This is a genomic window from Phenylobacterium sp. (assembly GCF_030697925.1).
Classification (GTDB): domain Bacteria; phylum Pseudomonadota; class Alphaproteobacteria; order Caulobacterales; family Caulobacteraceae; genus Phenylobacterium.
The window spans coordinates 92634-111086 of sequence record NZ_JAUYOJ010000203.1 but is presented as its reverse complement, the minus strand read 5'-3'; the positions used below and the strand labels follow the sequence as shown (position 1 = coordinate 111086).

At 68.3% G+C, this 18453-nt stretch carries 23 protein-coding genes and 1 pseudogene; 7 read left to right on the top strand and 17 right to left on the bottom strand.

What is annotated here, in order from left to right:
• A partial coding sequence (locus Q8Q88_RS19910; RefSeq protein WP_305676927.1) for a helix-turn-helix domain-containing protein occupies window positions 1-188 on the bottom strand: 188 nt, incomplete at its 3' end.
• Between the two features lie 422 nt (window positions 189-610).
• On the opposite strand from Q8Q88_RS19910, the gene Q8Q88_RS19905 reads away from it, so the two are divergent.
• The 4 genes from Q8Q88_RS19905 (at window position 611) to Q8Q88_RS24830 (ending at window position 2431) form a co-directional block, all read left to right on the top strand.
• Window positions 611-1096: a hypothetical protein gene (locus Q8Q88_RS19905; RefSeq protein WP_305676926.1), complete on the top strand. Its 486-nt coding sequence runs from the start codon at window positions 611-613 to the stop codon at window positions 1094-1096.
• Between the two features lie 62 nt (window positions 1097-1158).
• A complete protein-coding gene (locus tag Q8Q88_RS19900) occupies window positions 1159-1416 on the top strand; it encodes a type II toxin-antitoxin system Phd/YefM family antitoxin (RefSeq protein WP_305676925.1) in 258 nt (85 codons plus the stop codon).
• Complete coding sequence (locus Q8Q88_RS19895) at window positions 1413-1793, top strand: type II toxin-antitoxin system VapC family toxin (protein ID WP_305676924.1); 381 nt, start codon at window positions 1413-1415, stop codon at window positions 1791-1793. Before Q8Q88_RS19900 ends, Q8Q88_RS19895 begins: the two co-directional genes overlap by 4 nt.
• A 401-nt stretch (window positions 1794-2194) precedes the next feature.
• The gene (locus Q8Q88_RS24830) at window positions 2195-2431 is read left to right on the top strand and encodes a DUF6118 family protein (RefSeq protein ID WP_371129886.1); all 237 of its coding nucleotides are present in this window, start codon (window positions 2195-2197) and stop codon (window positions 2429-2431) included.
• Window positions 2432-2560: 129 nt separating this feature from the next.
• Here Q8Q88_RS24830 and Q8Q88_RS19890 read toward each other — a convergent pair whose 3' ends face one another.
• On the bottom strand, window positions 2561-2980 hold the full coding sequence (locus Q8Q88_RS19890; RefSeq protein ID WP_305676923.1) for a DUF805 domain-containing protein: 420 nt from the start codon (window positions 2978-2980) through the stop codon (window positions 2561-2563).
• Window positions 2981-3277: 297 nt separating this feature from the next.
• On the opposite strand from Q8Q88_RS19890, the gene Q8Q88_RS19885 reads away from it, so the two are divergent.
• Both Q8Q88_RS19885 and Q8Q88_RS24825 read left to right on the top strand, forming a co-directional pair.
• The gene (locus Q8Q88_RS19885) at window positions 3278-3787 is read left to right on the top strand and encodes a hypothetical protein (protein WP_305676922.1); all 510 of its coding nucleotides are present in this window, start codon (window positions 3278-3280) and stop codon (window positions 3785-3787) included.
• Window positions 3784-4377: pseudogene (locus tag Q8Q88_RS24825) on the top strand (relaxase/mobilization nuclease domain-containing protein); the annotation flags it as partial. The gene Q8Q88_RS19885 and the pseudogene Q8Q88_RS24825, both read left to right, overlap by 4 nt.
• 293 nt (window positions 4378-4670) lie before the next feature.
• Here Q8Q88_RS24825 and Q8Q88_RS19875 read toward each other — a convergent pair.
• From Q8Q88_RS19875 to Q8Q88_RS19815, 14 genes are all read right to left on the bottom strand, one after another.
• A complete protein-coding gene (locus Q8Q88_RS19875) occupies window positions 4671-6665 on the bottom strand; it encodes a type IV secretory system conjugative DNA transfer family protein (protein ID WP_305676921.1) in 1995 nt (664 codons plus the stop codon).
• The gene (virB11, locus tag Q8Q88_RS19870) at window positions 6631-7635 is read right to left on the bottom strand and encodes a P-type DNA transfer ATPase VirB11 (RefSeq protein WP_305676920.1); all 1005 of its coding nucleotides are present in this window, start codon (window positions 7633-7635) and stop codon (window positions 6631-6633) included. Before virB11 ends, Q8Q88_RS19875 begins: the two co-directional genes overlap by 35 nt.
• Window positions 7636-7645: 10 nt before the next feature.
• Window positions 7646-8743: a type IV secretion system protein VirB10 gene (gene virB10 / locus Q8Q88_RS19865; RefSeq protein WP_305676919.1), complete on the bottom strand. Its 1098-nt coding sequence runs from the start codon at window positions 8741-8743 to the stop codon at window positions 7646-7648.
• Window positions 8740-9594, bottom strand: a complete 855-nt coding sequence (locus Q8Q88_RS19860; protein WP_305676918.1) for a TrbG/VirB9 family P-type conjugative transfer protein — start codon at window positions 9592-9594, stop codon at window positions 8740-8742. Before Q8Q88_RS19860 ends, virB10 begins: the two co-directional genes overlap by 4 nt.
• Window positions 9591-10271, bottom strand: coding sequence for a virB8 family protein (locus Q8Q88_RS19855; protein ID WP_305676917.1), 681 nt, complete (start codon window positions 10269-10271; stop codon window positions 9591-9593). Before Q8Q88_RS19855 ends, Q8Q88_RS19860 begins: the two co-directional genes overlap by 4 nt.
• 120 nt (window positions 10272-10391) lie before the next feature.
• A complete protein-coding gene (locus Q8Q88_RS19850; RefSeq protein ID WP_305676916.1) occupies window positions 10392-11387 on the bottom strand; it encodes a type IV secretion system protein in 996 nt (331 codons plus the stop codon).
• Window positions 11388-11618 (bottom strand): EexN family lipoprotein, encoded by a 231-nt coding sequence (locus Q8Q88_RS24820; protein ID WP_371129885.1) that lies wholly within the window; start codon window positions 11616-11618, stop codon window positions 11388-11390. It abuts the gene before it with no gap.
• Window positions 11618-12334 carry a type IV secretion system protein gene (locus tag Q8Q88_RS19845; protein WP_305676915.1) on the bottom strand — a complete coding sequence of 239 codons (717 nt, stop codon included), beginning with the start codon at window positions 12332-12334 and terminating at the stop codon, window positions 11618-11620. Before Q8Q88_RS19845 ends, Q8Q88_RS24820 begins: the two co-directional genes overlap by 1 nt.
• Window positions 12331-14712 (bottom strand): VirB4 family type IV secretion/conjugal transfer ATPase, encoded by a 2382-nt coding sequence (locus tag Q8Q88_RS19840; protein WP_305676914.1) that lies wholly within the window; start codon window positions 14710-14712, stop codon window positions 12331-12333. Before Q8Q88_RS19840 ends, Q8Q88_RS19845 begins: the two co-directional genes overlap by 4 nt.
• Window positions 14705-15037, bottom strand: coding sequence for a type IV secretion system protein VirB3 (locus Q8Q88_RS19835; RefSeq protein ID WP_305676913.1), 333 nt, complete (start codon window positions 15035-15037; stop codon window positions 14705-14707). The genes Q8Q88_RS19840 and Q8Q88_RS19835 overlap by 8 nt, the downstream gene beginning before the upstream one ends.
• Window positions 15034-15333 (bottom strand): TrbC/VirB2 family protein, encoded by a 300-nt coding sequence (locus tag Q8Q88_RS19830; RefSeq protein ID WP_305676912.1) that lies wholly within the window; start codon window positions 15331-15333, stop codon window positions 15034-15036. The genes Q8Q88_RS19835 and Q8Q88_RS19830 overlap by 4 nt, the downstream gene beginning before the upstream one ends.
• Window positions 15330-15956 carry a lytic transglycosylase domain-containing protein gene (locus tag Q8Q88_RS19825; RefSeq protein ID WP_305676911.1) on the bottom strand — a complete coding sequence of 209 codons (627 nt, stop codon included), beginning with the start codon at window positions 15954-15956 and terminating at the stop codon, window positions 15330-15332. Before Q8Q88_RS19825 ends, Q8Q88_RS19830 begins: the two co-directional genes overlap by 4 nt.
• A gap of 132 nt (window positions 15957-16088) precedes the next feature.
• Window positions 16089-16325: a helix-turn-helix transcriptional regulator gene (locus tag Q8Q88_RS19820; protein ID WP_305676910.1), complete on the bottom strand. Its 237-nt coding sequence runs from the start codon at window positions 16323-16325 to the stop codon at window positions 16089-16091.
• Window positions 16326-16327: 2 nt separating this feature from the next.
• The gene (locus Q8Q88_RS19815) at window positions 16328-16750 is read right to left on the bottom strand and encodes an XRE family transcriptional regulator (RefSeq protein ID WP_305676909.1); all 423 of its coding nucleotides are present in this window, start codon (window positions 16748-16750) and stop codon (window positions 16328-16330) included.
• A gap of 405 nt (window positions 16751-17155) precedes the next feature.
• Between Q8Q88_RS19815 and Q8Q88_RS19810 the strand changes: the two genes are divergently transcribed.
• The gene (locus tag Q8Q88_RS19810) at window positions 17156-17860 is read left to right on the top strand and encodes a GntR family transcriptional regulator (RefSeq protein WP_305676908.1); all 705 of its coding nucleotides are present in this window, start codon (window positions 17156-17158) and stop codon (window positions 17858-17860) included.
• A gap of 146 nt (window positions 17861-18006) precedes the next feature.
• On the opposite strand, the gene Q8Q88_RS19805 is transcribed toward Q8Q88_RS19810, so the two are convergent.
• Entirely contained in the window at window positions 18007-18453 is a 447-nt protein-coding gene (locus Q8Q88_RS19805) for a helix-turn-helix domain-containing protein (protein ID WP_305676907.1), read from the bottom strand.

Genomic DNA, 18453 nt, shown 5'->3' with positions numbered 1-18453 from the left:
GACATCATCGAGGCCGAGACCCGGTTGGCGCCACGCTCGTATTTCTGCACCTGCTGGAAGCTGACGCCGATCGCCTCGGCCAGCGTCGACTGGCTTGACCCGATCGACTTGCGCCGGGCGCGGATCTGCATCCCGACCTGGGTGTCGATAGGGTCGGGCCCTGTCGCGGTCGTCTTGAGCGGGCCCATATGAATCGCCTCTACCGTGGAGCGGTGGCCGCCACATGCGGCTCCTCCCGGATAGACGCAACTGGATGCATCCTAGCCGAGCCTTAACCCGCCTCGGTCAACCTCGCCGCGCAGCGGGCGAGCGCCTTGGACCTTCGTCACTCAACCGTCTTGATCCAGGGCCCCGGGGCGCTGGGCGATCTGCGGGCGGCTCAGGCCGGTGAAGCGATTGAGGTCGCACCCCGCCCGTCTTCCTCATTGGAAGGCAGCCTCCTTACCCCGGTCGTCTGAGCGCCCTCGCTCCTGGAGGCCGACCCTCGCCACCAATCGGGCGCTCGTCGCCGGCTGCTGGCGGCTTGGAATATGAGGCGCCTGCGGCGTTGCGGTTCGTTAGCGCCCGCCATGCCAGGTTGCAGGACATCGGTGGCGCGGAGGAATGGCTGATGGATCGCGACAAGGATGTGATCGCACGTTGGAACAAGCCACTGATCCTGGCCATCACCCTGGTGGGCGTGGGGATCCTGGTGGTCGGACTCTTTCCAGTCCTGGCCTATAGCGGCTTGGGTGTCTTTGCCGCCAGGCCGCGAAGCGGCGGTGACGACCTCGTTGGCGCCGTCGGCGCGCTGATCTGCGGCGGCACGACAGTCGCGCTCAATCTTCCGAAGCTCCTCGGTTCAGGGGTCGCGATCCTGCGGCGTGGCGACCGGCTCTACGTCGACGGCTCGCTGCGCAGGGACGTACGCCTCGGCGACATTTCCGATGCATCGGTCGAGACCGTGCGAACCAGTCGTGGCTCACGCAAGCGCTTCAGTCTCCTGCTTCGGGACGGGAGCACGATCAGGCTGCCAGCCTGGCATGTGAAGGAGCGCCCGGAGGAGGTGCTCCTCGGCCTCCAAGCTCTGTTGGCGTCGCGTCCGAGCCAAGATTGAAATGGACTATCTAATGGTCTATATTGTGGAAAATAGTCCATAGTTTGGTTGAGGTTGGTGCTATGCATGTCTCGGTGAGCGACGCCAAGGCGCAGCTTACGGACCTGGTCCGCAGGGCCGAAGCCGGGGACGATGTGGTGTTGACCCGTCATGGGCAGCCGACCGTGCGCCTGGTCGCCATCAAGGCCGTTGGGGACCGCCAGGCCCGCCGCCAAATCCTGGAGGCGGCGCGCCGGCAGGCTTCGGAGAAGGCGGTGGAAGGCCCTGCGGCGGCGGCGAGCCAGGACTTCCTCTATGATGACGAGGGCCTCCCCCGGTGATCGTGGTCGATACGTCGGCGCTGATGGCCATTCTCCTCGCCGAGCCGGCCGGCGACCGCTGCATCGACGTGCTGGAAGCCGAGACGGCCGTGGCCATCTCGGCGGGCACGCTGGCCGAGGCGTTGATCGTGGCCGGCCGCAGCAATGTGGGCGGCGAGATGAGCGCCTTGGTCGATGGGTTGGGGTTCGACGTCGTTCCGGTTACGGCCTCCACCGCGAGCAAGGTGGCCGAGGCCTATGCGCGCTGGGGCAAGGGCGTGCATTCGGCGTCGCTCAACTTCGGGGACTGCTTCGCCTACGCCCTGGCCCGGGAGAACAGCGCGCCACTGCTCTTCGTCGGCGAGGACTTCGCCCTGACCGATATCGAGCAGGCCTAGGGGCGCACACGTCGCGCCGCCGCGTGTCCCGCATCGGTCCATCCAAGCCAAGTCGCCTCGCTAGGGGGCTCGTTGAGCAGCGTCAATTGCAGGCCTGCGGCGCCGATCTTCCGGACGCGCCGCCCGACCTTACGGCGGTTGTCGGCGACTTGGAAACCTTGCTCATGCAAGCGGATGCGGTGCGCGAGGCCTGACCACATTCGAGGCGAGCGTCCTGCAACGCTCATGGGCCTATCGGCCCGACGCCTTTCGCGAACACGCGGTCCGCGCCCACGATCGCGCCTCGCCTGAAAGAGGTCTTGCTGGTTTAGCTCTCGGCTGAGTAGAGTGAAGTCAAGGGTGACCGACGCCCTTGACCCCCCACTGATAACGCCCGCGCGACTCGCCGCGCGGGCGTCCTTTTGTCAGGCGGTTCGGGCGCATGTGGGCTGGCAGGATCGACCTCACGAGCCCTCCCAGCGAGCTGGCAAGTTCCAGAGCGCGTGGCCTCGGCCGCGCACGGTCGGGATCGCTGGGCGGCGGTGGTCTGGTTGATACGAGGCGCTGATGAGGCCGTCTGGCGACGTTTCCGTCTGGGCGAAGACCTGGTGTTGCGGAACTCCGATGTCATCGGCGAGTGCTGCAAGCGGGCACGTTGAGTGGGCGCTGTGGGCCAGGACCTCACGCCCGACGCCGGACTGGTCGCGCTCCGTCGTGTCGCCGGCCGTTGACCAGCCACAGTGTGCCAAGGCGGTACCAGGCGACAAGGGTCGCCGCAGTCCACCCACCTAGGCCGCGACTAGGCCTTCGCGCCCCTTGGGGTCTGGGCCGAACCTGTTGTCGCCGGCTGCGCCGTCCAACACCATGAAGATCAACAGGACCAGGACGCCCAGGAACGGGATGAGGGCGATCAGCAGCCACCAGCCCGATCGGTTGGTGTCGTGCAGCCTCCGGACGCCCACCGCGAGCGAGGGGATGAGCAGGCCCAGCATCACCACGCAATAGACCAGCATCAGCAGGCCCGCGACCGGGTTGAGGCCGGCCGTGGGATCGCCGGCCATCATCGGGCCCGCGCCCAGTATGCCCATCAGGATGTAGAAGACGATCTCAATCCCGATGACCAGCAGGAAGAACATCCAGTATTCCTTCCGCCGCGCGCGCCCTGTGAACTGCGCGTACTTGCGGATTGGCTCAAACATCATGTCCATGATCGCCCTCCCAGGCCCGATCCCCAGGCACGGACGCTAACAGAACGCGGTTCGATGGCAACCGGGGGGCGAGACGTCTTGGTCGGTGGAGTACTCCGGGTTGTTCAGGCCGCGCGTAGGTCTCGCGTGCGTCGCGGGCGCCCACACCCAGGGCCGAAATCCTGCCTTGCTCTCGCCGCCGATGACGCGAGCGGACCCGTAGGCTTACGGTGTCTGCAAAGATGGGAAATCGGGCCAAACTCGGGACCGCGTAGGGTTGTGGCCAATGGTGTCGCCTTGCCTGTCCTGAAGGTGAACGTGACTGAGGATGTCGCCCGGGCGGTCGATGCGATCGCGCGCAATGGCGGCGGGCGGGCGGCTTTCCTCCGCCGTCTCGTCGAGGATGCAGTGGCGGGCCAGCCGACGCCGCCACCAGCAAGGCCTGCCACCTCGCCGCCACCTGACGGCCGGACAATCAGGGTCGGTACCCTGCTCACCCCTGAGGATGCCGACTGGATCGACCAGGAAGCCTTCGCCATGGGTCTGCATCGCTCAAGTTGGATCGCCGCGCTGGTACATCGGCGCGCGTCGGGCGGGCCACGCTTCTCCCGTGAAGGCGAACTCGCGATCATCAGGACCCATACCGAGCTAAGGCGGATCTCCGCGGCGCTTTTGCGGATCGCACATCAGGCTGGAAGGCCTGGATCGGTTGAAGCCTGCGATCAGCCCCCACGCTTCGAGGAACTGGCGCGGGAGGTTCGAGCTCACATCATCGGACTGGAGGCTGGCTTCGTCGGCAATCTCTCGTATTGGCGCACTGGCGAATGACGGAGTTCCGGCCCGTCCGTGGTTTCGAGGATATCTGGCGTCCGGTGGCCAACCGCCGCGCGCGCGCCGGGGACGGGGGCTTCGCTGGAGGCCTGACGGCCACGTCGCCGGAAGCGACCAAGGCGAGGCTCGCACGCATCACGTCACGCGCGCCTGAAGTCATGGTCAGGGTGACAGGCGCTGCGCGGAACGCCCGGGGACTGAAGGCGCATCTCGACTACATCTCCCGCAAGGGCGACCTGCCATTGGAGGGGCGTGGAGGCGAGGTCTTGGCCGGCCGCGACGAGCAGCACGAGTTGGCGGCCGCCTGGGCCTGGGGTTGGCAGGCCGACAGTCGGCGACAGGAGCGCTCGCCGCTCTCGCGATCGCTTGTCCTGTCCATGCCGCAAGGTGTGAGCCCAGATGAGGTCTTTGAGGCCGCGCGCGAGTTTGTCGCGACGTCCTTCGGCAAGCAGTTCGACTACGTCCTGGCGACCCACGATGATAGTAGCCATCCCCATGTCCACGTGGCCGTTCGTGCGCTCGGCGACGCGGGAGAGCGGCTGAACCCGACCACGGCGGACCTGGATCAATGGCGCCAGACTTTCGCGGAGGCCCTGAGGGTCCGCGGCGTGGAAGCCGAGGCCACGCCGCGTCGGGCGCGGGGCGTGGTGCTCAGGTCCGAACCGATGGCGTTGCGCAGGATGCGTGAGCGCCATGAGCTGGGGCTGGGCGACGAACCCAGGGTCTTGGCCGCGGCCCGTGAGCAGGCGGCCAAGGCGGCGTTCGAGCCCCCGCAGGATCCAGATCCCTGGAATGTCCATCTGCGGGAACGGTGGATGACGACGCGCGCGGCCTATGGGCTCGCCGCGAAACTGCTGGCCAAGTCCCCGGACCCCGCCGATCAGGCGTTGTCGCAGAAGGTGGAGGGCTTTGCGCTATCCATGCCGAGTCCGGAAAACCGTTTCCATCTCTTGGCGAAGGAACTGCGCGAAGCCCGCACCAAGGACCTCAGCAGCCGCCAACGCCAGATCGAGCGCGATGAGGGCCCGGAGCGCTGAGCTGAGGCCAGGGCCTCTAGGGCCGCGGCCTGCGATCCGACGATCAAGGGCGATCCATTTTCATCGTCGAGCCCAAGGGACTCGTTCAGGGCCATTTCATCGATGCGGGCCTCCGCCGCGCGAAGCTCTGCCTGCTCGGCCTGCCTGGCGCGGTCGCGGTCGGAAATCGGTTTGGGCGGCGGCAGGGGGCGGGCCACGAGGACCGGAGCGGGCATGACGCGGGCACGGAACGCCTTGCTCCTGTAATAGCGCAGCTTTCGGGCCCGGACCGGGGGCATGCCTGCGCGAAGGATGATCGCCTGGTTGTCGGGGAGCGCGATCAGCTCCTGCGGCAACATCAGGGCGCGACGCGCGGTGGAGTCGGTGACAGAGCGTCGGCCGGTCCCAAGGCCGAAGGGGCGTGAGCGGGAAGAACTCTTCTGGTCATAGTAGCCAAGCCGTTCGCTCAAGGCCTGGGCGACCTCGATTTCCCTAGGTGCGAAAACCACCTGGACGGCACAATTGCCCAGGACCTCTTCTGCGAGATCGCGACCGTGGGCGGCGCGCAATTGGGAAGGGCTTTGCAGGACCGCCAGGAGGCGGATCCCGTAGCCCGCCAGGAAGGAGAACCCGTGGGCGATGACGCCTGCGTGGCCCAGCCGCGCGAACTCGTCGAGCAGGACAAGGACCTGCGGACGCCCCTCGCCGCTGGCTGGAAGGGCGCGGGTGTTGAGATCAACGAAGAGCTGCAGCAGCAGGTTGTAGAGCGGCGCGACCCGGGCGAGGTTGTCTGGCGTCGTCGCCAGGTAGAGCGATGTCGGCCGGGTCCTCAGCTCGCGCAGGTCAAAATCCGACACCGAGGTCGCCTGATCCACGCGCGGGTTCAACCAAAGCCCCAGGCGCGCCGTCGCGGTCTGCTTGATCGAGGCGAAGGTCTTCTCGTTGGTGCTGCAGAAGTCCTGCAGCGCGCTGGTGCAGCCCGGCGACAACGGCCGGCCGCTCAGCTCACGCTCCTTGATCTTCTTGGGTAGTTGCTCGCGCGGGTTCTCGCCGGTCAGGTTGCGGTGGATTTCGCCCAGGGTGAAGGGCAGCCCAGGGGTCTCGGCCACGTAAGCGCCTACGCCAATGAAGGCGATCCGCGCGGCTTCAGACCAGAAGGGGTCGGTGCGTTCGCTGACCGGAAACAGCATGGTCGCGATCTTCTGCAGCTCATCGAGGACGGCGCCCGGGTCTTCGCGCGGGATATGGGCCAGGGGATTGAACCGGGCGGTGGCCCCGTCTGGCGCGAGGGGGTCAAACAACAGCGCGGCCTGGCCGTGGGCGGCGCGGAAGCCGGCGCTCGCCAGCCAGTTCTCGCGCTTGATGTCGAGCACGATGACGCTGTCGGGCCAGGTCAGGAGGTTGGGGATCACCACGCCCACCCCCTTTCCGGTGCGGGTCGGGGCGTAGAGCATGACGTGCTCCGATCCCCCGAATACCAGCAACCTTCCGTCGCGCTCGCCTAGCACGATGCCGTGGCGGCTGCGTAGGCCTCCACGGCGCAGTTCGTCCTCACGGGCCCAGCGGGCCGCTCCATGCATCGAGCGCCGGACCTGGGAGGCGGCCGCGACAGCCAGGCCCGCCACGAACAGGCCGCTCGCGAGGGCGCCGATCCGCGTCCAGGTGGCGACGGCTGGGTCGGCGCGGTTGTACCAGAGCCAGGCGGGGACGGCCGCCATGTCCAGGTCGGGCGTGAGATGTCCCAGGCCGGCGACGGCGACCAGCCCCGCAAGGACGAGGAACACCAGCAGCGCCACACCGGCCGCGGAGACGACGAGGAGGGCCCTAGAACCGGGCCCGGCGTTTTCGAACCGGGTCATAATAGACCTCCGTGACGCGGAACCGGCCGTCGATGCGCTTCAGCTGCACGACCACGTCCACCAGCAGGTGCAGCAGGTTGCGGATGTCGTCCCGGGGCAGGTCCCGCCCGCCCTCGGACTCGCGCACGAGCAGGGTGAGCTGCTCGAAGGCGATTGCGGCTGAGTCCGCATGGACCGTCGTGATGGAGCCCGGGTGGCCGCTGGAGACGTTGCGCAGGTAGAAGAAGGCGGTCCCATCCCTTAGTTCCTGGAGCAGGATTCGGTCTGGCCGCATGCGCAGCGCGCTTTCGAGCAGGGCCTTGGGGCTGGCTGTCGACAGGCCTCGTCCATCGCGGGCGTAGGTGAGATGGACCAGGTTGCGGTGGGGGGCGGTGAGCTCACGGGCGTCTTCGATGGTGATCAACCGTTCCTGGGGTGGGATCAACTGGATCAGGCTGCGGGCGAAGGTGGTCTTGCCCGAGCCTGTCGCGCCGCTGACCAGCACGTTCTTCCGTAGGCGGACGGCAAGCGCGAAGAAGGCCGGCCAGTCGCCCAGGTCGCGCAGCCGGCAGAGCCCGGCCTCGTCCTCGTCCGGCCCCCCGTCGCGGCGCGCCACGTCCTGGAACAGGCCGGCCGCCTCGAGGGCCGGCAGGTCGAGCAATGCGCGGGAAGGCATGCGGATGGTGAGGCTGACCGTACCGGCCGGCACGGCCGGGGGGATGACGATCTGGCAGCGCTCGCCGCCCGGCAGCACGGTCGAGCAGATGGGATGGTCAGGGCTGACGTCCTGGCGGGTGTAGGCTGCGGCCGCCACGGCCAGGGTGGCGAGCCAGGAGCCCGTCAGTTCAGCGACATCGTGCCAGGTCCAGCCGCCGGCACGCTCAACGCCCACCTCGCCTGGCTGGTTGACCACGAGCTCGGTGACGTCTCGCAGGGCCAGCAGCGGCTGGAGGGGCGCCAGGTAATGCTCGAGGACGGAGATGTCCGACACGGCCCGCGCCTCAACGGGACCGCAGCCCATAGACCGCGGAGAAATCGAGGTCGTGGGCCACGAAGATGGAGACTTCCGCCCCCTGGGCCTTGCGCAGGCGCGGCGGGATGTCGGCTGAGCTGCGAAGGGCTTCGGTGGCCGCGCCTTGCGCCTCGCGAAATGAACGCTCGCGCCGGTCGCGTCCAAAGGCGGCCTCGGACCCGTCGTCGACGACCGACATCAGCAGCGCCCCGCCGAACCGGCTCCAGAACCGGGTGTCGACCTCGCCATCGAAGCCGGCCCGGCCCAGGGCGTCGGCGGCCGGCGAGGCCAGCGCCACCGACACGCCCGATGGTGTCACCGCCCGGGTCCAGACCACGAAAATCCGCGTCTGGCCCTGGGCCATGCGTGAGCGGTATTCGCCCAGCACCCTGGAACCCTTCTCCATCAGCACCACGGCGCCGTTGTCGGACAGGACGTCCGACGGCATCAGGCAGCTCACGAAGCCCGGGGTGGTGGAATCGAGCGCCGTGGTCAGCACGCAGGGGAGGCTGGCCCCGGCCAGGATGAGGAAGTTGCGATCCCCCACCCGCCCGGCGCGGACCAGGCCCACGTCCGACGCCTGCCGCAGGGCGTCGAGCTCTGTCGGCGCGGCAGCCGCGGCGAGCACCGGCCTCGGCGCGGGCGCAGGTCCGATCCGCTCCACGCCGCTCGAATACACCACGAGTGGAGAGGCCGGCGGCGTCCGGGACGTGGGCCGGGCGCGCGAAGGTACGCGTCCCGTCTCGCCCGCGTACGGATCAAGCGCCGGCACCCCGTCTACCTCGCCCGAGAGGCTCGGCGCATCGGGTCCCGGATTGGCGAGCGTCGGGGCGGCGCCCCCCCGCGCGGGCTCGAAGGCGACCACCTGGCGGGCCGGCTCCAGGCGCTTCGGCGCGGCCCGGTCGCCGCGGTCCCAGGTCAGCACAAGGAACACCGCGCAGCCGGCGGCGAGCGCGGCCAGGGTCATGGTCTTGCCACCCACGGCGGCGCCCAGACGGCCGCTGATCGGGGTGATGGTCCGCTCCCCGGCGATCACGCCCGAGGCAGGCGGCCCCGGTCGCGAGCTGCTGTCGAGCCCGTCGCTCATCGGCGCGCCGCCGGACCGTCGACCCGGTCCACATCGCCGGCGGCTGTTCCCGTCCCGGTCTGGGCGCCGTAGGGCTGGAAGGCCTCGTTGTACACGCAGAGCACCTCGCGTCCGCGCCGCAGGCGCAGCTGGCCGACCACCTGATGGATCACCACGAACTCCCCCCTCACGTCGAAGGGGACGAGGCTTTCCGCCCCGGCGGGGCTCACCGCGTAGATGGCGGGCAGGGGCTGGTTGGCGGGGAAGCGCAGGACCGTGAAGCGGCCGTTGTCGGACGCCTCGGACGGCTGCAGGGCGCCTGATCCCTGGACGGCGTAGGCGAGGTTGCGCCGCCCCTCGAGCACGCCGCGCTCCAGCTTCAGCTGCAGCACCTTCTGCTCCAGGGCCAGGGCTTCGGCGCCAAGGGCGGCGCTCAGCACCGCGCGCTCGTCCTGCGGATAGCGGAACCGGACCTGGAAATAGGTGTCGGGCGTCCCGCGGCCGATGGCGCCGGAACGGGTCACGAGTTCGAAGAGGTAGTGGCGGCTGCCGGTCCCGCGTCGCGTGGTCACCAGCAGATTGGTGGGCCGTCCACCGGCCTTGGGCTTGAGGAACAGGACATTGGCCTGGGGCGCGACCTCCCAGCCGGCGCTGTCGCCCAGCGCCACATGCAGGACCTCCTCCTCGGGCGAGAAGACGATCTGGGTGGCCGTCCGGGTGACGCCGACAATGCGATAGACCTGGCCTGGATCGAAGACGAGGGTCCGGACCCGTGGGTCGGGCGCTGCGGTGCGTTCTGCGCCGAGGGCATGGAGCGGCGTGATCGCCAGCCCAAGGACCAGGGCTGGCACGAGACGGCGTCGACTTCTCATGGGGCGACCTCTGGATCAGCGCGATAGGACGTCACCTGGAAGCCCAGCGGATTGCGGAGCCGGTCGGCTTCGCGCATAGGCGCCCTGGTGTAGGTGAAGGCCGCCGTGGCGATCCAATCCTCGGTGGTCTCGGCCTGGCCCTGGCGGACCACCCGCCGGAAGCGGATGTTGGCGACCCGGTCGTTGATGAAGCTGATGGCGCGGACCTGGGCCTCGGCGGTCCCGGCCGGACCGTAGCGGACCTGTGGGCTCAGCGGATTGGAGCCACGGTGCAGGTCGGCCCAGCGACGCTGCTCACCCGTCGAGGACAAGATGGCCACCTGCCTGAAATCTTCCGCCGCCGAGGCGGCGAGATAGCTCTCCCGGGCCCGCACATACTGCCCCAGGAAATACTTGGTCACCGCCTCGTCGCGGCCGACGATGATCTCGTCGTCCAGGGTGGTCACCACGTCCACGGCGCCCGTGGTCTTGTCGACCCGGACCACGATGGGCTCGACGGTCTTGAGCGGCGCAAGCGCCGCCACGGCCACAACGGCCGCGGCCGCCAGCACCGTGGCCACCGACGCCATGATCCAGGCCAGCCGCCGCGAGCGCAGGGCCGAGCCCAACCGGTCCTGGTCCCAGCGCCTGGCCTCCTCGAAATAGGCCTTGAGGTCAGATGTCGGGACGCCGCTCATCTGGACCTCCCGCAGCCGCCACCCGGCGTTCCTACCGCTTGGGACGGCGGCGCCGGAGACGCGGCCGGCGCACCCGGTAGCACCGTTCCATGAGGGTTGGCGGGACGCCGGTGCTTGCCGTCACAGACGGCGAGCTTCTGGGAATCCGTGGCACAGCCGGCGAGCAGGCCAAAGGTGGCGACCAGGAGGACGCGTTTCATCGACCGCCTCCCCCCGTCGATTGGGCGGAACCACCGGTCCGGGCCGCAGAAGACGCCGGCGGAGGAGCCCCGCCGCGGCCGATTGACCGCGCCACACCCCGGAAATCGGCGAGGCCCGCGCTGGCCCGCCGGCCACGCCCGCGGCGATGGAGGGCGCCGACAGGAAGAAGAAGCCCGCGAGCACGCAGAGCGCGACGAAGACCAGGCCGGCGGCGAATGGGTCCTGGGCCTCGATGGACGCCCATTGGCTGCGGATGAGGTCCAGGACCAGCTGCACCAGGGTGAGGATGATCGCGAAGAGCACGAGGTAGCTCACGGCCTGCGACAGCCAGCCGAAGAAGAAGCGGCGGCTGGCCTCGAAGAGCGCGCAGGCCACGAAGATCGGGCCGATCGCCACCAGCAGGGCGAGCGCGATCTTGGCCACGAGGACGACCCCAAAGCCAAGCGCTGCCGTCAGCGCGGCCACCACGAAGACCACGAGGGCGAGGACCCACATTCCTGGTCGGATTAAGCTACCCTCCCTGTCGATCTCGTCGGCCAGGTAGGCGCCGTAGTTGATCAGCTCATCGAAGGCCTCGCCGACCGTCGAGGCGTCGCCGCCGCTGAGCGCCCGGGCCAGGGTGTTGGGAAGGTCGTTGAACAGCGGATCGGTGACGAAGCTGCCATAGGCTGGCGTGGTGGCGATGGCGTTGATGAAGACCAGCTTCATGGCGCGGATCGCGAAGTCCATGATGGGCTCGGCGACGGCGCCGCGCAGGATCGCGAAGCCGTACAACACCACATAGAGGACGAACGCCGCCCGCAGCGGACCCGACACTTCTGACATGACGTCACCGAGTCGCGTGTCGAGGAAGTCGGTCAGACGGCCGTCGACATAGGCGTAGGCCGGCTCGAAGATTTGGACCTGGGTCGCCATCTACTTCTCGAAACCGCGGCGAAACATCTTCATCCGGGCCTGGCGCTTGACCTCGACCAGGCCAGCTTCCGCATTCAGGCACTCGTCACCGCGTTGCGCTCCGGCGCGGCACGCTACGGCGATGCGCTCTGCTTCGTCCGGATGCGCTTCAAAATAAGTAGCACTCCGTGCCGGCTGTTGGCATGCGCACAAGCCGACGCAGAGCGCCGAGATTATCGCTCCAGATCGCATCACCGCTCGAAGCCCCGGCGGAACATAGCCATGCGCTCGACACGCGCGGCTTCGATGCGTTCCCTTTCCCGCTGCCGCTCAAGCCGCGCCTCGGACGCCTGCATCATCGCGACGCCCTGCAGCCGCATCTGGTCGTTCAGGATCACCGCCTGCTCGGCGGCGATGCGGGCGCTGATGTCCATGACCGCGCGGGCGTTGTCGGCACTGTCCAGGGCTTGGCGCAGCTCCTCCAGTCCCTCCAGCCGGTCGGTGGCGACGCTGGCGATCCTCTCGCCAAGCGCCATGTCGCGAGCGGCCCGATCGCCAGCCTGGTCCAAGGCTTCGTCGGCGGGCGTAGGATCGGTTGGCCGATAGACCCGGGACTCGGACCGGATGGCCTTGGCACGCTCGGCCAGATCGCCCAGGGCGTCGAGGTCCCCCCGTGCGGCGGCCTCCAGGCTTGCGAGTTCGGGAACCACCTTGCGCAGTTCCGGCAGCAGCAGGCGCTGGGCCAGGCCGTTCACGTCGGAGACCTGGTTGAAGCTGTCATAGAGCTGCTGGGCCTGGTCGACCTGTTGGCGAAGGCTCTGCAGCTGGGAGAGCGCCGTCTGGGCCTGGCTGATCAGATGACCGACCGCGGCCGGGTCATAGACGAGCATCTGGGCCCGGGAAGGGCCGGCGGCCGCCAGGCCCAAGGTCACGGCCGTAAGGCCGACGCAGATTGTGCGTGCTCTCATGGGAGGAGCCTCCGCTGCTGATGGAAAAGGGGGAGCCAGGCCTCCGGCGCCTCGCCGTGCGCGGCACGCAGGCGCGCGGCGAGCTCAACGGTGTCGGTCCGGCCGGAGAGGACGGCCAGGTGATCACCCAGCCCTGAGAGGTCGAGTTCGACGACGACGGAGTCGTGACCCTGCTTGACCAGGAACCGCCGCTGTTCCGGAGCCAACTCCTCGCGGACCAGCCGGAGCTCCTCGCCGGTGAGGCCGAAGCCCTCGACATAGTCGCGCGCCGCGGCCTGTGGGTTGGGCAGGAAGACCTTGGTCGCGCACTGCTCGAGGATGGTGTGGGCGATGGGCGAGCGCAGGACGTCGGCCGGCGACTGGGTGCCGAAGACCATGAAGGCGTTCTGCTTGCGGAAGGTCTTGAGGCCATCCTGGGCCAGGCCCCGGAACGCTTCGTCGCCGAGCGCCTTCCAGAACTCGTCGATGTCGATGACCAACCGCCGCCCGTCGACCAGGCCCTGCAGGCGGTGGAACAGGTACATCATCGCTGGCGTACGCACCTGGGCGTTGTCCAGCAGATCGGTCATGTCGAAGCCCAGGAAACGGGCGTCGAACGCCAGGCTGTCGACCTCGTTGTCCAGCACCCAGCCCAAGGCGCCTCCGCGGGTCCAGCGCTCGAGGCGCGCGCCGATCCCGTCGGCGTCGTGCTGGCCGAGCAAGGCGCGCAACGCGGCCAGCGACCGGGCCGCGGCCGGGATGGGCGCCAGCGCCGCGATCGCCTCGTCGATCGCGCGTTCCGCCGACGCAGGCAGCCGCTCGCCATCGCCGGTCACCAGCTTGCGGATGAGTTGGCCGAGGAAGGCCTGATTGGCCGGCGTGTACTCCAGCGCCTTGAGCGGTGCGAACCCGGTCGGCTGGCCGTTGCGGAGGGTGAGATAGGTCCCGCCGCAGGCGCGCACGAAAATCTCCGCGCCGCGGTCCTTGTCGACGAACACCTGCTGGGCTCCGAGCTTCTCGAGCTGGGCCAGCAGGAAGTTCTGGATGACCGTCTTGCCCGAGCCGGAGGGCCCGCAGATGAAGGTGTGGCCAAGGTCGCCGACGTGGAAATTGAAGAAGAAGGGCGAGCCCGCCGTTGTGCGCAGGAGGGCGACGGCCGGACCCCAATGGTTTCCCTCAGGCCGTCCCGCCGGATAGGTGTGGAAGGGGGCCAAGCCCGCGAAATTCCGCGACGTGATGGCCGCTGGCCGCACGCGCTTGGCGAAGTTGCCGGGGAACTGCGCCCAGAACGCGCCCTCCAGGCCCAGGTCCTCCCGCGCGGCGACCAAGCCGGAGTCGGCGAGCACGCTGCGCGCCCGCGAGAGGCGGTCGCCAAGCTCGCCTGGCGTGGCGGCATGGACCAGCACCGAGGCCTGATGGTCGCCCATGACGAAGCGGTTGCTGGTGAGGTCGTCGAGCGCCTCGCCAAGGCCCTCGATCTGGCTCGCCGCCCGGTCGCGGGCGCTGACCATCTGGTTCTGCTTGCGCTCGAGCACGCCGCGGGCGGCGCTCTTGGAGAGGAAGGCGAATGACTGCGAGGCGACCAGCGGGAAGCGGCAGGTCAGCAGGCCATCCCACAGGCCTGGCCGGGTGACGGCGGGGTATTCCTTCACGCCCAGCATGGCTGCGTAGCGGGTCTCGCCGACGTCGCGGATCTCCAGGGCCTCGCGCCCAAAGATCACCCGCGCCGCGTAGACCGCTTCGCCGAGGTGACCGCGGACCAGGGGAACCGCTTCGCGCCGGCCGGTGAGGATTTGGCGCAGGAGCTCGAGGGGTTCTGAAAACCAAAGCCCGTTGCGCTCAACCAGGCCAAGGGCGCGCGGTGCGTAGCGGCCGAGGTGCTGGCCAAGATCGCGCGCGATCTCGCCCAAGGCCTGGCCGGCGGCCTCGATGGCGTCCGCGCCTTGGGCCTTGGCGCTGCGAGAGAAGAGGGCGCTCAACCGGTCGACAGGTCTGTGGCCCGGGTGGAGGACCAGGGTGAGGTATAGTTCGTTGATGAAGAGCCGCCGGCTCGCCAGTTCGGCGCGATAGGCCTCGTCGAGGTCGGCCGCGAAATCCGAGCGGAAGGGTCCTTCCGGGTAGCCATCCTCTTCGCGTCGGATGAGGTGGTGCCAGATCGCCACGCGCTCGTCGGCGAGGTTGCGCCAGGCGCCGTTGAGCTTGGCGTGGCGGTCGTTGAGCTCGGCCAGGTCGGCGGTCTCGAAGCTCGCGCCCTCGAGCCTGAACGCCGTCATCACCGCGCCGTTGTCGAGCGCCACGACCGTGTCGGTGATGTGCCGCGCATAGGGCAGGTACGCCCTGGGCTCCAGCTCCCGTCGCATGAGCGAGCGGATCGACGGGGACGGGGTGAGGCTAGGCATGCCGCTCTCGCGGCCGGCGGACGCGGTGCAGCGGCAACGGCGTGCAGGAGCTTCCACCCCACAGCGATCCGTTGCGCGCGCGGCCGCGGGTCTCCAGCCAGACTGAGAGCACCCGGAAGGCGTTGTGGTCGGTGGCGCAGACGCCGCGGAACACCGCGTGGAGCACGAGGGCCAGGGCAAGCCAGGCGAGGCTGCCGCCGATGAGGAAGGCCAGGCCGGTGACGATGAGGTTGATCCCCATCGCCTCCATCGGCACGCCCCAGACCATGGCCGGGCGCGTGCAGGCCAGGAAGAGGGTGTCCTCGGTGAGCCGCGCCTCGATCATGGCGTTCCGCCCCCAGTCAGCATGTCGACGATCTCGGCGGCGCCGAAGACGACGATGATGCCAAGCACCACAATGGCGGCCCGGCGCAGGTCGAAGAGGCCGAACATCCAGAGGATGCCCACGACCACCACGGCGATGACCGCCAGGAGGCGCGCGGTGTTACCGGTCAACATGTCCACGACGTTCTGGAGGAGACCCTCGACGTCCTGGGCGAGCGCAGGCTGGACGGCGCCTAGCGCGACCACGAGCGCGATGGAGGCCACGGCGCCGGCGCGGCGAACGGCGAGCGGGTTCATGGGGCGACCTCCAGGCTCGACTGCGTCGAGGGGGCGCCGGCCGCGAACACCAGGATCGGGGAGCTGCTGGCGCGTGCGAAGACGTCGCGCGACGCCGGCCCGGTGTCGCCAGCCGTCGGGGCCTTCGTCTCCGGGGCCATATCGATGGCTGGGACCAGTGAGCGCGCCGCGGCCTCGACCTTGGCGACATAGCCGTTGCGGAAGCCCCGGTCCGTCCGCCCGGTGTTGTAGAGCGACAGGGCGGTCCTCAGCGCGGCCTGGTCATTGGGCGCCCGACCACGCACAGCGTGGTAGTTCGCCGCCAGGAGCTCCCCCGCCGCAGCGAGGTTGCGACATGGGTCGAAGGCGTCCTCGACGGACAGGCGAAGGCGCGCGAGGTTGGCGGTGTTGATCTGGGCCAGGCCCAGGTCGAGGTTCGCCCCGTCGGCGATCAGCTTGCGGGCTATCTGGGCGGCGGCTTGCGGCGTCCGCGGACGCGCCCAACCGGTCGCGCCCCGGTTGACGCCGATCGCCAGGGTGTCGAAGCCGCTCTCCGTGCGGACGATCGGGATCAAGGTCCCTGGAGCGATTTTAGGCGCGCATCGCTCCGAAAGCGCCAGCGCGGCGGCGAGTTCTAGGATCATGCGCGGCCTCTCCCGAGCCGTGCCGCGGGCTGCGGGCGGATCGCAATGTTGGCGTGCATGACCTTCTCCATCACAAATCAAGGTTGTGACAAGATTGATCAAAAGTCGCGCGATTTCAATATCGTAGAATTACTATAGTAGTCCGAGCCGCACGGCGACGAGCACGGCCTGGCTGCGCTTGGAGACGCCAAGCCTTAGGCACGCCGAGGCGATATAGGTGTCGACGCTACGGCTGGAGAGCCCCAGGATGAGGCCGATCTCCGCCGATGCCTTGCCCGCCCGCACTAAGGCCAGGCACTCCAGCTGACGTGGCGTCAACCGGACGCCGCGCGCCCGGGAGGCCGCGCGGGCGGCTTGGAAACGGCCCACGCTCACGCCTTGCCGTCGCCTCGCGCTAAGCTCTCAAGGTCCCGAAATGCGGTGGCGAAGGCGCGAGTGATGGACTCCGTCCCGAGCCTGGCGATGTCGTCGCCGAGTCGCAGGTCGAACTCCCGGGCCAGGGTCAGGAATGTGGTCATCATCTTGTTGTCGGCGCACCGCGCTGCAAACTGCGGGGAGCCGAGGGGGATGCTCAACAGGATGGCGTAGGCGTCGCTGCGCGTGACCTCGGCGAAGCGCTGGAGACGGGTGAGGTCGAGCGAACCCTCGGCCTCGAAATACTCATAGGACCGCCGGGCCAGGTCCATCCGCTGCGCCACGTCACCCACCTTGAGCCGCCGTCGCTTGCGCACGGCACGGATCGCTTCTGAGAGCACCCGGCGGCCTCGGCCGGTGTCGCTTTCCAAGGGGTGCATGTCGAGAATGACTCGCAATTCAACTTGTACGAGTGTACATTGTGCCATTGGGCGCGGACGTCAATGTCGAGCTCACGGATTTTGAATAAAAAACGACGCGGACCGTGCGGGCTGCCCGGCAGCCTTGCCCATGACTGGCTGGGAAACCTCGTTATGCAAACTCCTTGCGGAGTCTGCAGCGTGGTTGTTTCAAATATCTTCAGCAAGTGTCCACGCACGAATCCACCTATCTATTCTAGACACCAAGTTGATTTCTGCCATAGGCCGATACAGCGCAGAAATCCGTGAATATAGCGTCACATTTACTTGAAGAGAGACGCTTGAGGCCGAAAAGGCTTGACCTTAACCACAACCGTAGAGTGAAGTTCGCCTTGGGGCCACGACCTAGTCCGGAGAGTCGGATTGATGGACGACTTCACAGGATCGCCCGGCGTGCTCAGCAAATCGGCTTCGGCCTATGAGCACCTCAAACGCCTGGCGATCCGCAACCAGCTTCGGCCGGGCCGGCGGCTGTCGCCAACGGACTTGGCCGGCCATTTCCAGATCAGCGTCACGCCTGTCCGCGACGCGCTGGTCCGGCTCGCGGCGGAAGGTTTCATCCGGGCCGAGGCAAGCCGGGGCTATTTCACCAAGCCTTGGACGGTGGACGAGCAAAGCGACCTGCACCAGCTGCTCATGATCCTCTATGTATCCTCCGTGGAATTGGCGGGCCCGTCGGCCGGCTCGACCATCAGCGAAGGCTTCGGGAGGCTGGAGCGGCGCGTATCGTCAGGGCTCGACGGAGAACCACAAGCAGCCGCCGAGACCTATGTGGAGGACCTACACCTCCTATACAGTGACCTTGCGAATGTCGCCGGCAACGCCACCGTGCGGGCCATCATCCGAAATGCGGCCGACCGGACGCGGCTGGTCCGCCGCATGGACCTTGAGGTCCTCGACCATCGTCGTGCCACGATCGACGCCCTTCGCGGTATCGCAGCCGCCGTGACCGCGGGGGACCTAGTGCGGGCCATCGACGTGTCAAGGACGCATCAAGGCCAGGTCCTCTCACGGCTGCCGGCGCTCATCGCCCGCGCCAACGTCGAGGCTCAAAGGCTCAAGTTCCCATAGCCCGTGGCGACAGTCCGTCGCAGGTCGATCGAACTATCGGTCGACCGGCCGCCGCTGGACGCCCATTGGCCCGCCCCCAAGTGGATCACCCGCCTTATCGCGCCGCTCAAGGCGGGAGGCCAAGCGGCCGGTCGGCGCAGCTCGTCCTAGCGCCAGGTCGGCAAACGGATTGCCTGCGGCGTTTCCGGGAGGCTGTCATCGTTGGCGACGCCGCGGGCCAGCGCGACGAACGGCTGGCGCAGCTGCCTTGGCATGGACAGGTAGGCATCCACGAGTTCGCGACCTCCAGGCGTCGCCAGGACGGCGTCGATCCGAGCTGCGGCGCTGAAACCAACGGAATGCTCTCCCGCAGAGGGCAGCCCCGCGTAGAAGTACGTCACCGGTGTTCGTAGGGCTCGAGCAATTTCGTAGAGCGTTGAGGCGCTGATCCGATTGGCCCCGGTCTCATACTTTTGAACTTGCTGATAGGCTATCCCCAAGTCCGTCGCTAGTGCCTCAAGACTCAAGCCAGCCTCCTTCCTCCGCGCCCGCACTCGAAGCCCCAGGTGAAGGTCAAGCTGACGTGATCCCCTGACTCTTGGGATGGGCGGCAT

Coding starts and splice junctions, on each gene's coding strand:
- Q8Q88_RS19835 (WP_305676913.1), bottom strand. CDS start 15,037: ATGATCGAGGCGCGGCTCACCGAGGACACCCTCTTCCTGGCCTGCACG.
- Q8Q88_RS19860 (WP_305676918.1), bottom strand. CDS start 9,594: ATGAGAAGTCGACGCCGTCTCGTGCCAGCCCTGGTCCTTGGGCTGGCG.
- Q8Q88_RS19810 (WP_305676908.1), top strand. CDS start 17,156: ATGGACGACTTCACAGGATCGCCCGGCGTGCTCAGCAAATCGGCTTCG.
- Q8Q88_RS19805 (WP_305676907.1), bottom strand. CDS start 18,453: ATGCCGCCCATCCCAAGAGTCAGGGGATCACGTCAGCTTGACCTTCAC.
- virB10 (WP_305676919.1), bottom strand. CDS start 8,743: ATGAGCGACGGGCTCGACAGCAGCTCGCGACCGGGGCCGCCTGCCTCG.
- Q8Q88_RS19815 (WP_305676909.1), bottom strand. CDS start 16,750: ATGCACCCCTTGGAAAGCGACACCGGCCGAGGCCGCCGGGTGCTCTCA.
- Q8Q88_RS19845 (WP_305676915.1), bottom strand. CDS start 12,334: ATGAGAGCACGCACAATCTGCGTCGGCCTTACGGCCGTGACCTTGGGC.
- Q8Q88_RS19905 (WP_305676926.1), top strand. CDS start 611: ATGGATCGCGACAAGGATGTGATCGCACGTTGGAACAAGCCACTGATC.
- Q8Q88_RS19830 (WP_305676912.1), bottom strand. CDS start 15,333: ATGAACCCGCTCGCCGTTCGCCGCGCCGGCGCCGTGGCCTCCATCGCG.
- Q8Q88_RS19900 (WP_305676925.1), top strand. CDS start 1,159: ATGCATGTCTCGGTGAGCGACGCCAAGGCGCAGCTTACGGACCTGGTC.
- Q8Q88_RS19875 (WP_305676921.1), bottom strand. CDS start 6,665: ATGACCCGGTTCGAAAACGCCGGGCCCGGTTCTAGGGCCCTCCTCGTC.
- Q8Q88_RS19825 (WP_305676911.1), bottom strand. CDS start 15,956: ATGATCCTAGAACTCGCCGCCGCGCTGGCGCTTTCGGAGCGATGCGCG.
- Q8Q88_RS19855 (WP_305676917.1), bottom strand. CDS start 10,271: ATGAGCGGCGTCCCGACATCTGACCTCAAGGCCTATTTCGAGGAGGCC.
- Q8Q88_RS24820 (WP_371129885.1), bottom strand. CDS start 11,618: ATGCGATCTGGAGCGATAATCTCGGCGCTCTGCGTCGGCTTGTGCGCA.
- Q8Q88_RS19840 (WP_305676914.1), bottom strand. CDS start 14,712: ATGCCTAGCCTCACCCCGTCCCCGTCGATCCGCTCGCTCATGCGACGG.
- Q8Q88_RS19850 (WP_305676916.1), bottom strand. CDS start 11,387: ATGGCGACCCAGGTCCAAATCTTCGAGCCGGCCTACGCCTATGTCGAC.
- Q8Q88_RS19890 (WP_305676923.1), bottom strand. CDS start 2,980: ATGGACATGATGTTTGAGCCAATCCGCAAGTACGCGCAGTTCACAGGG.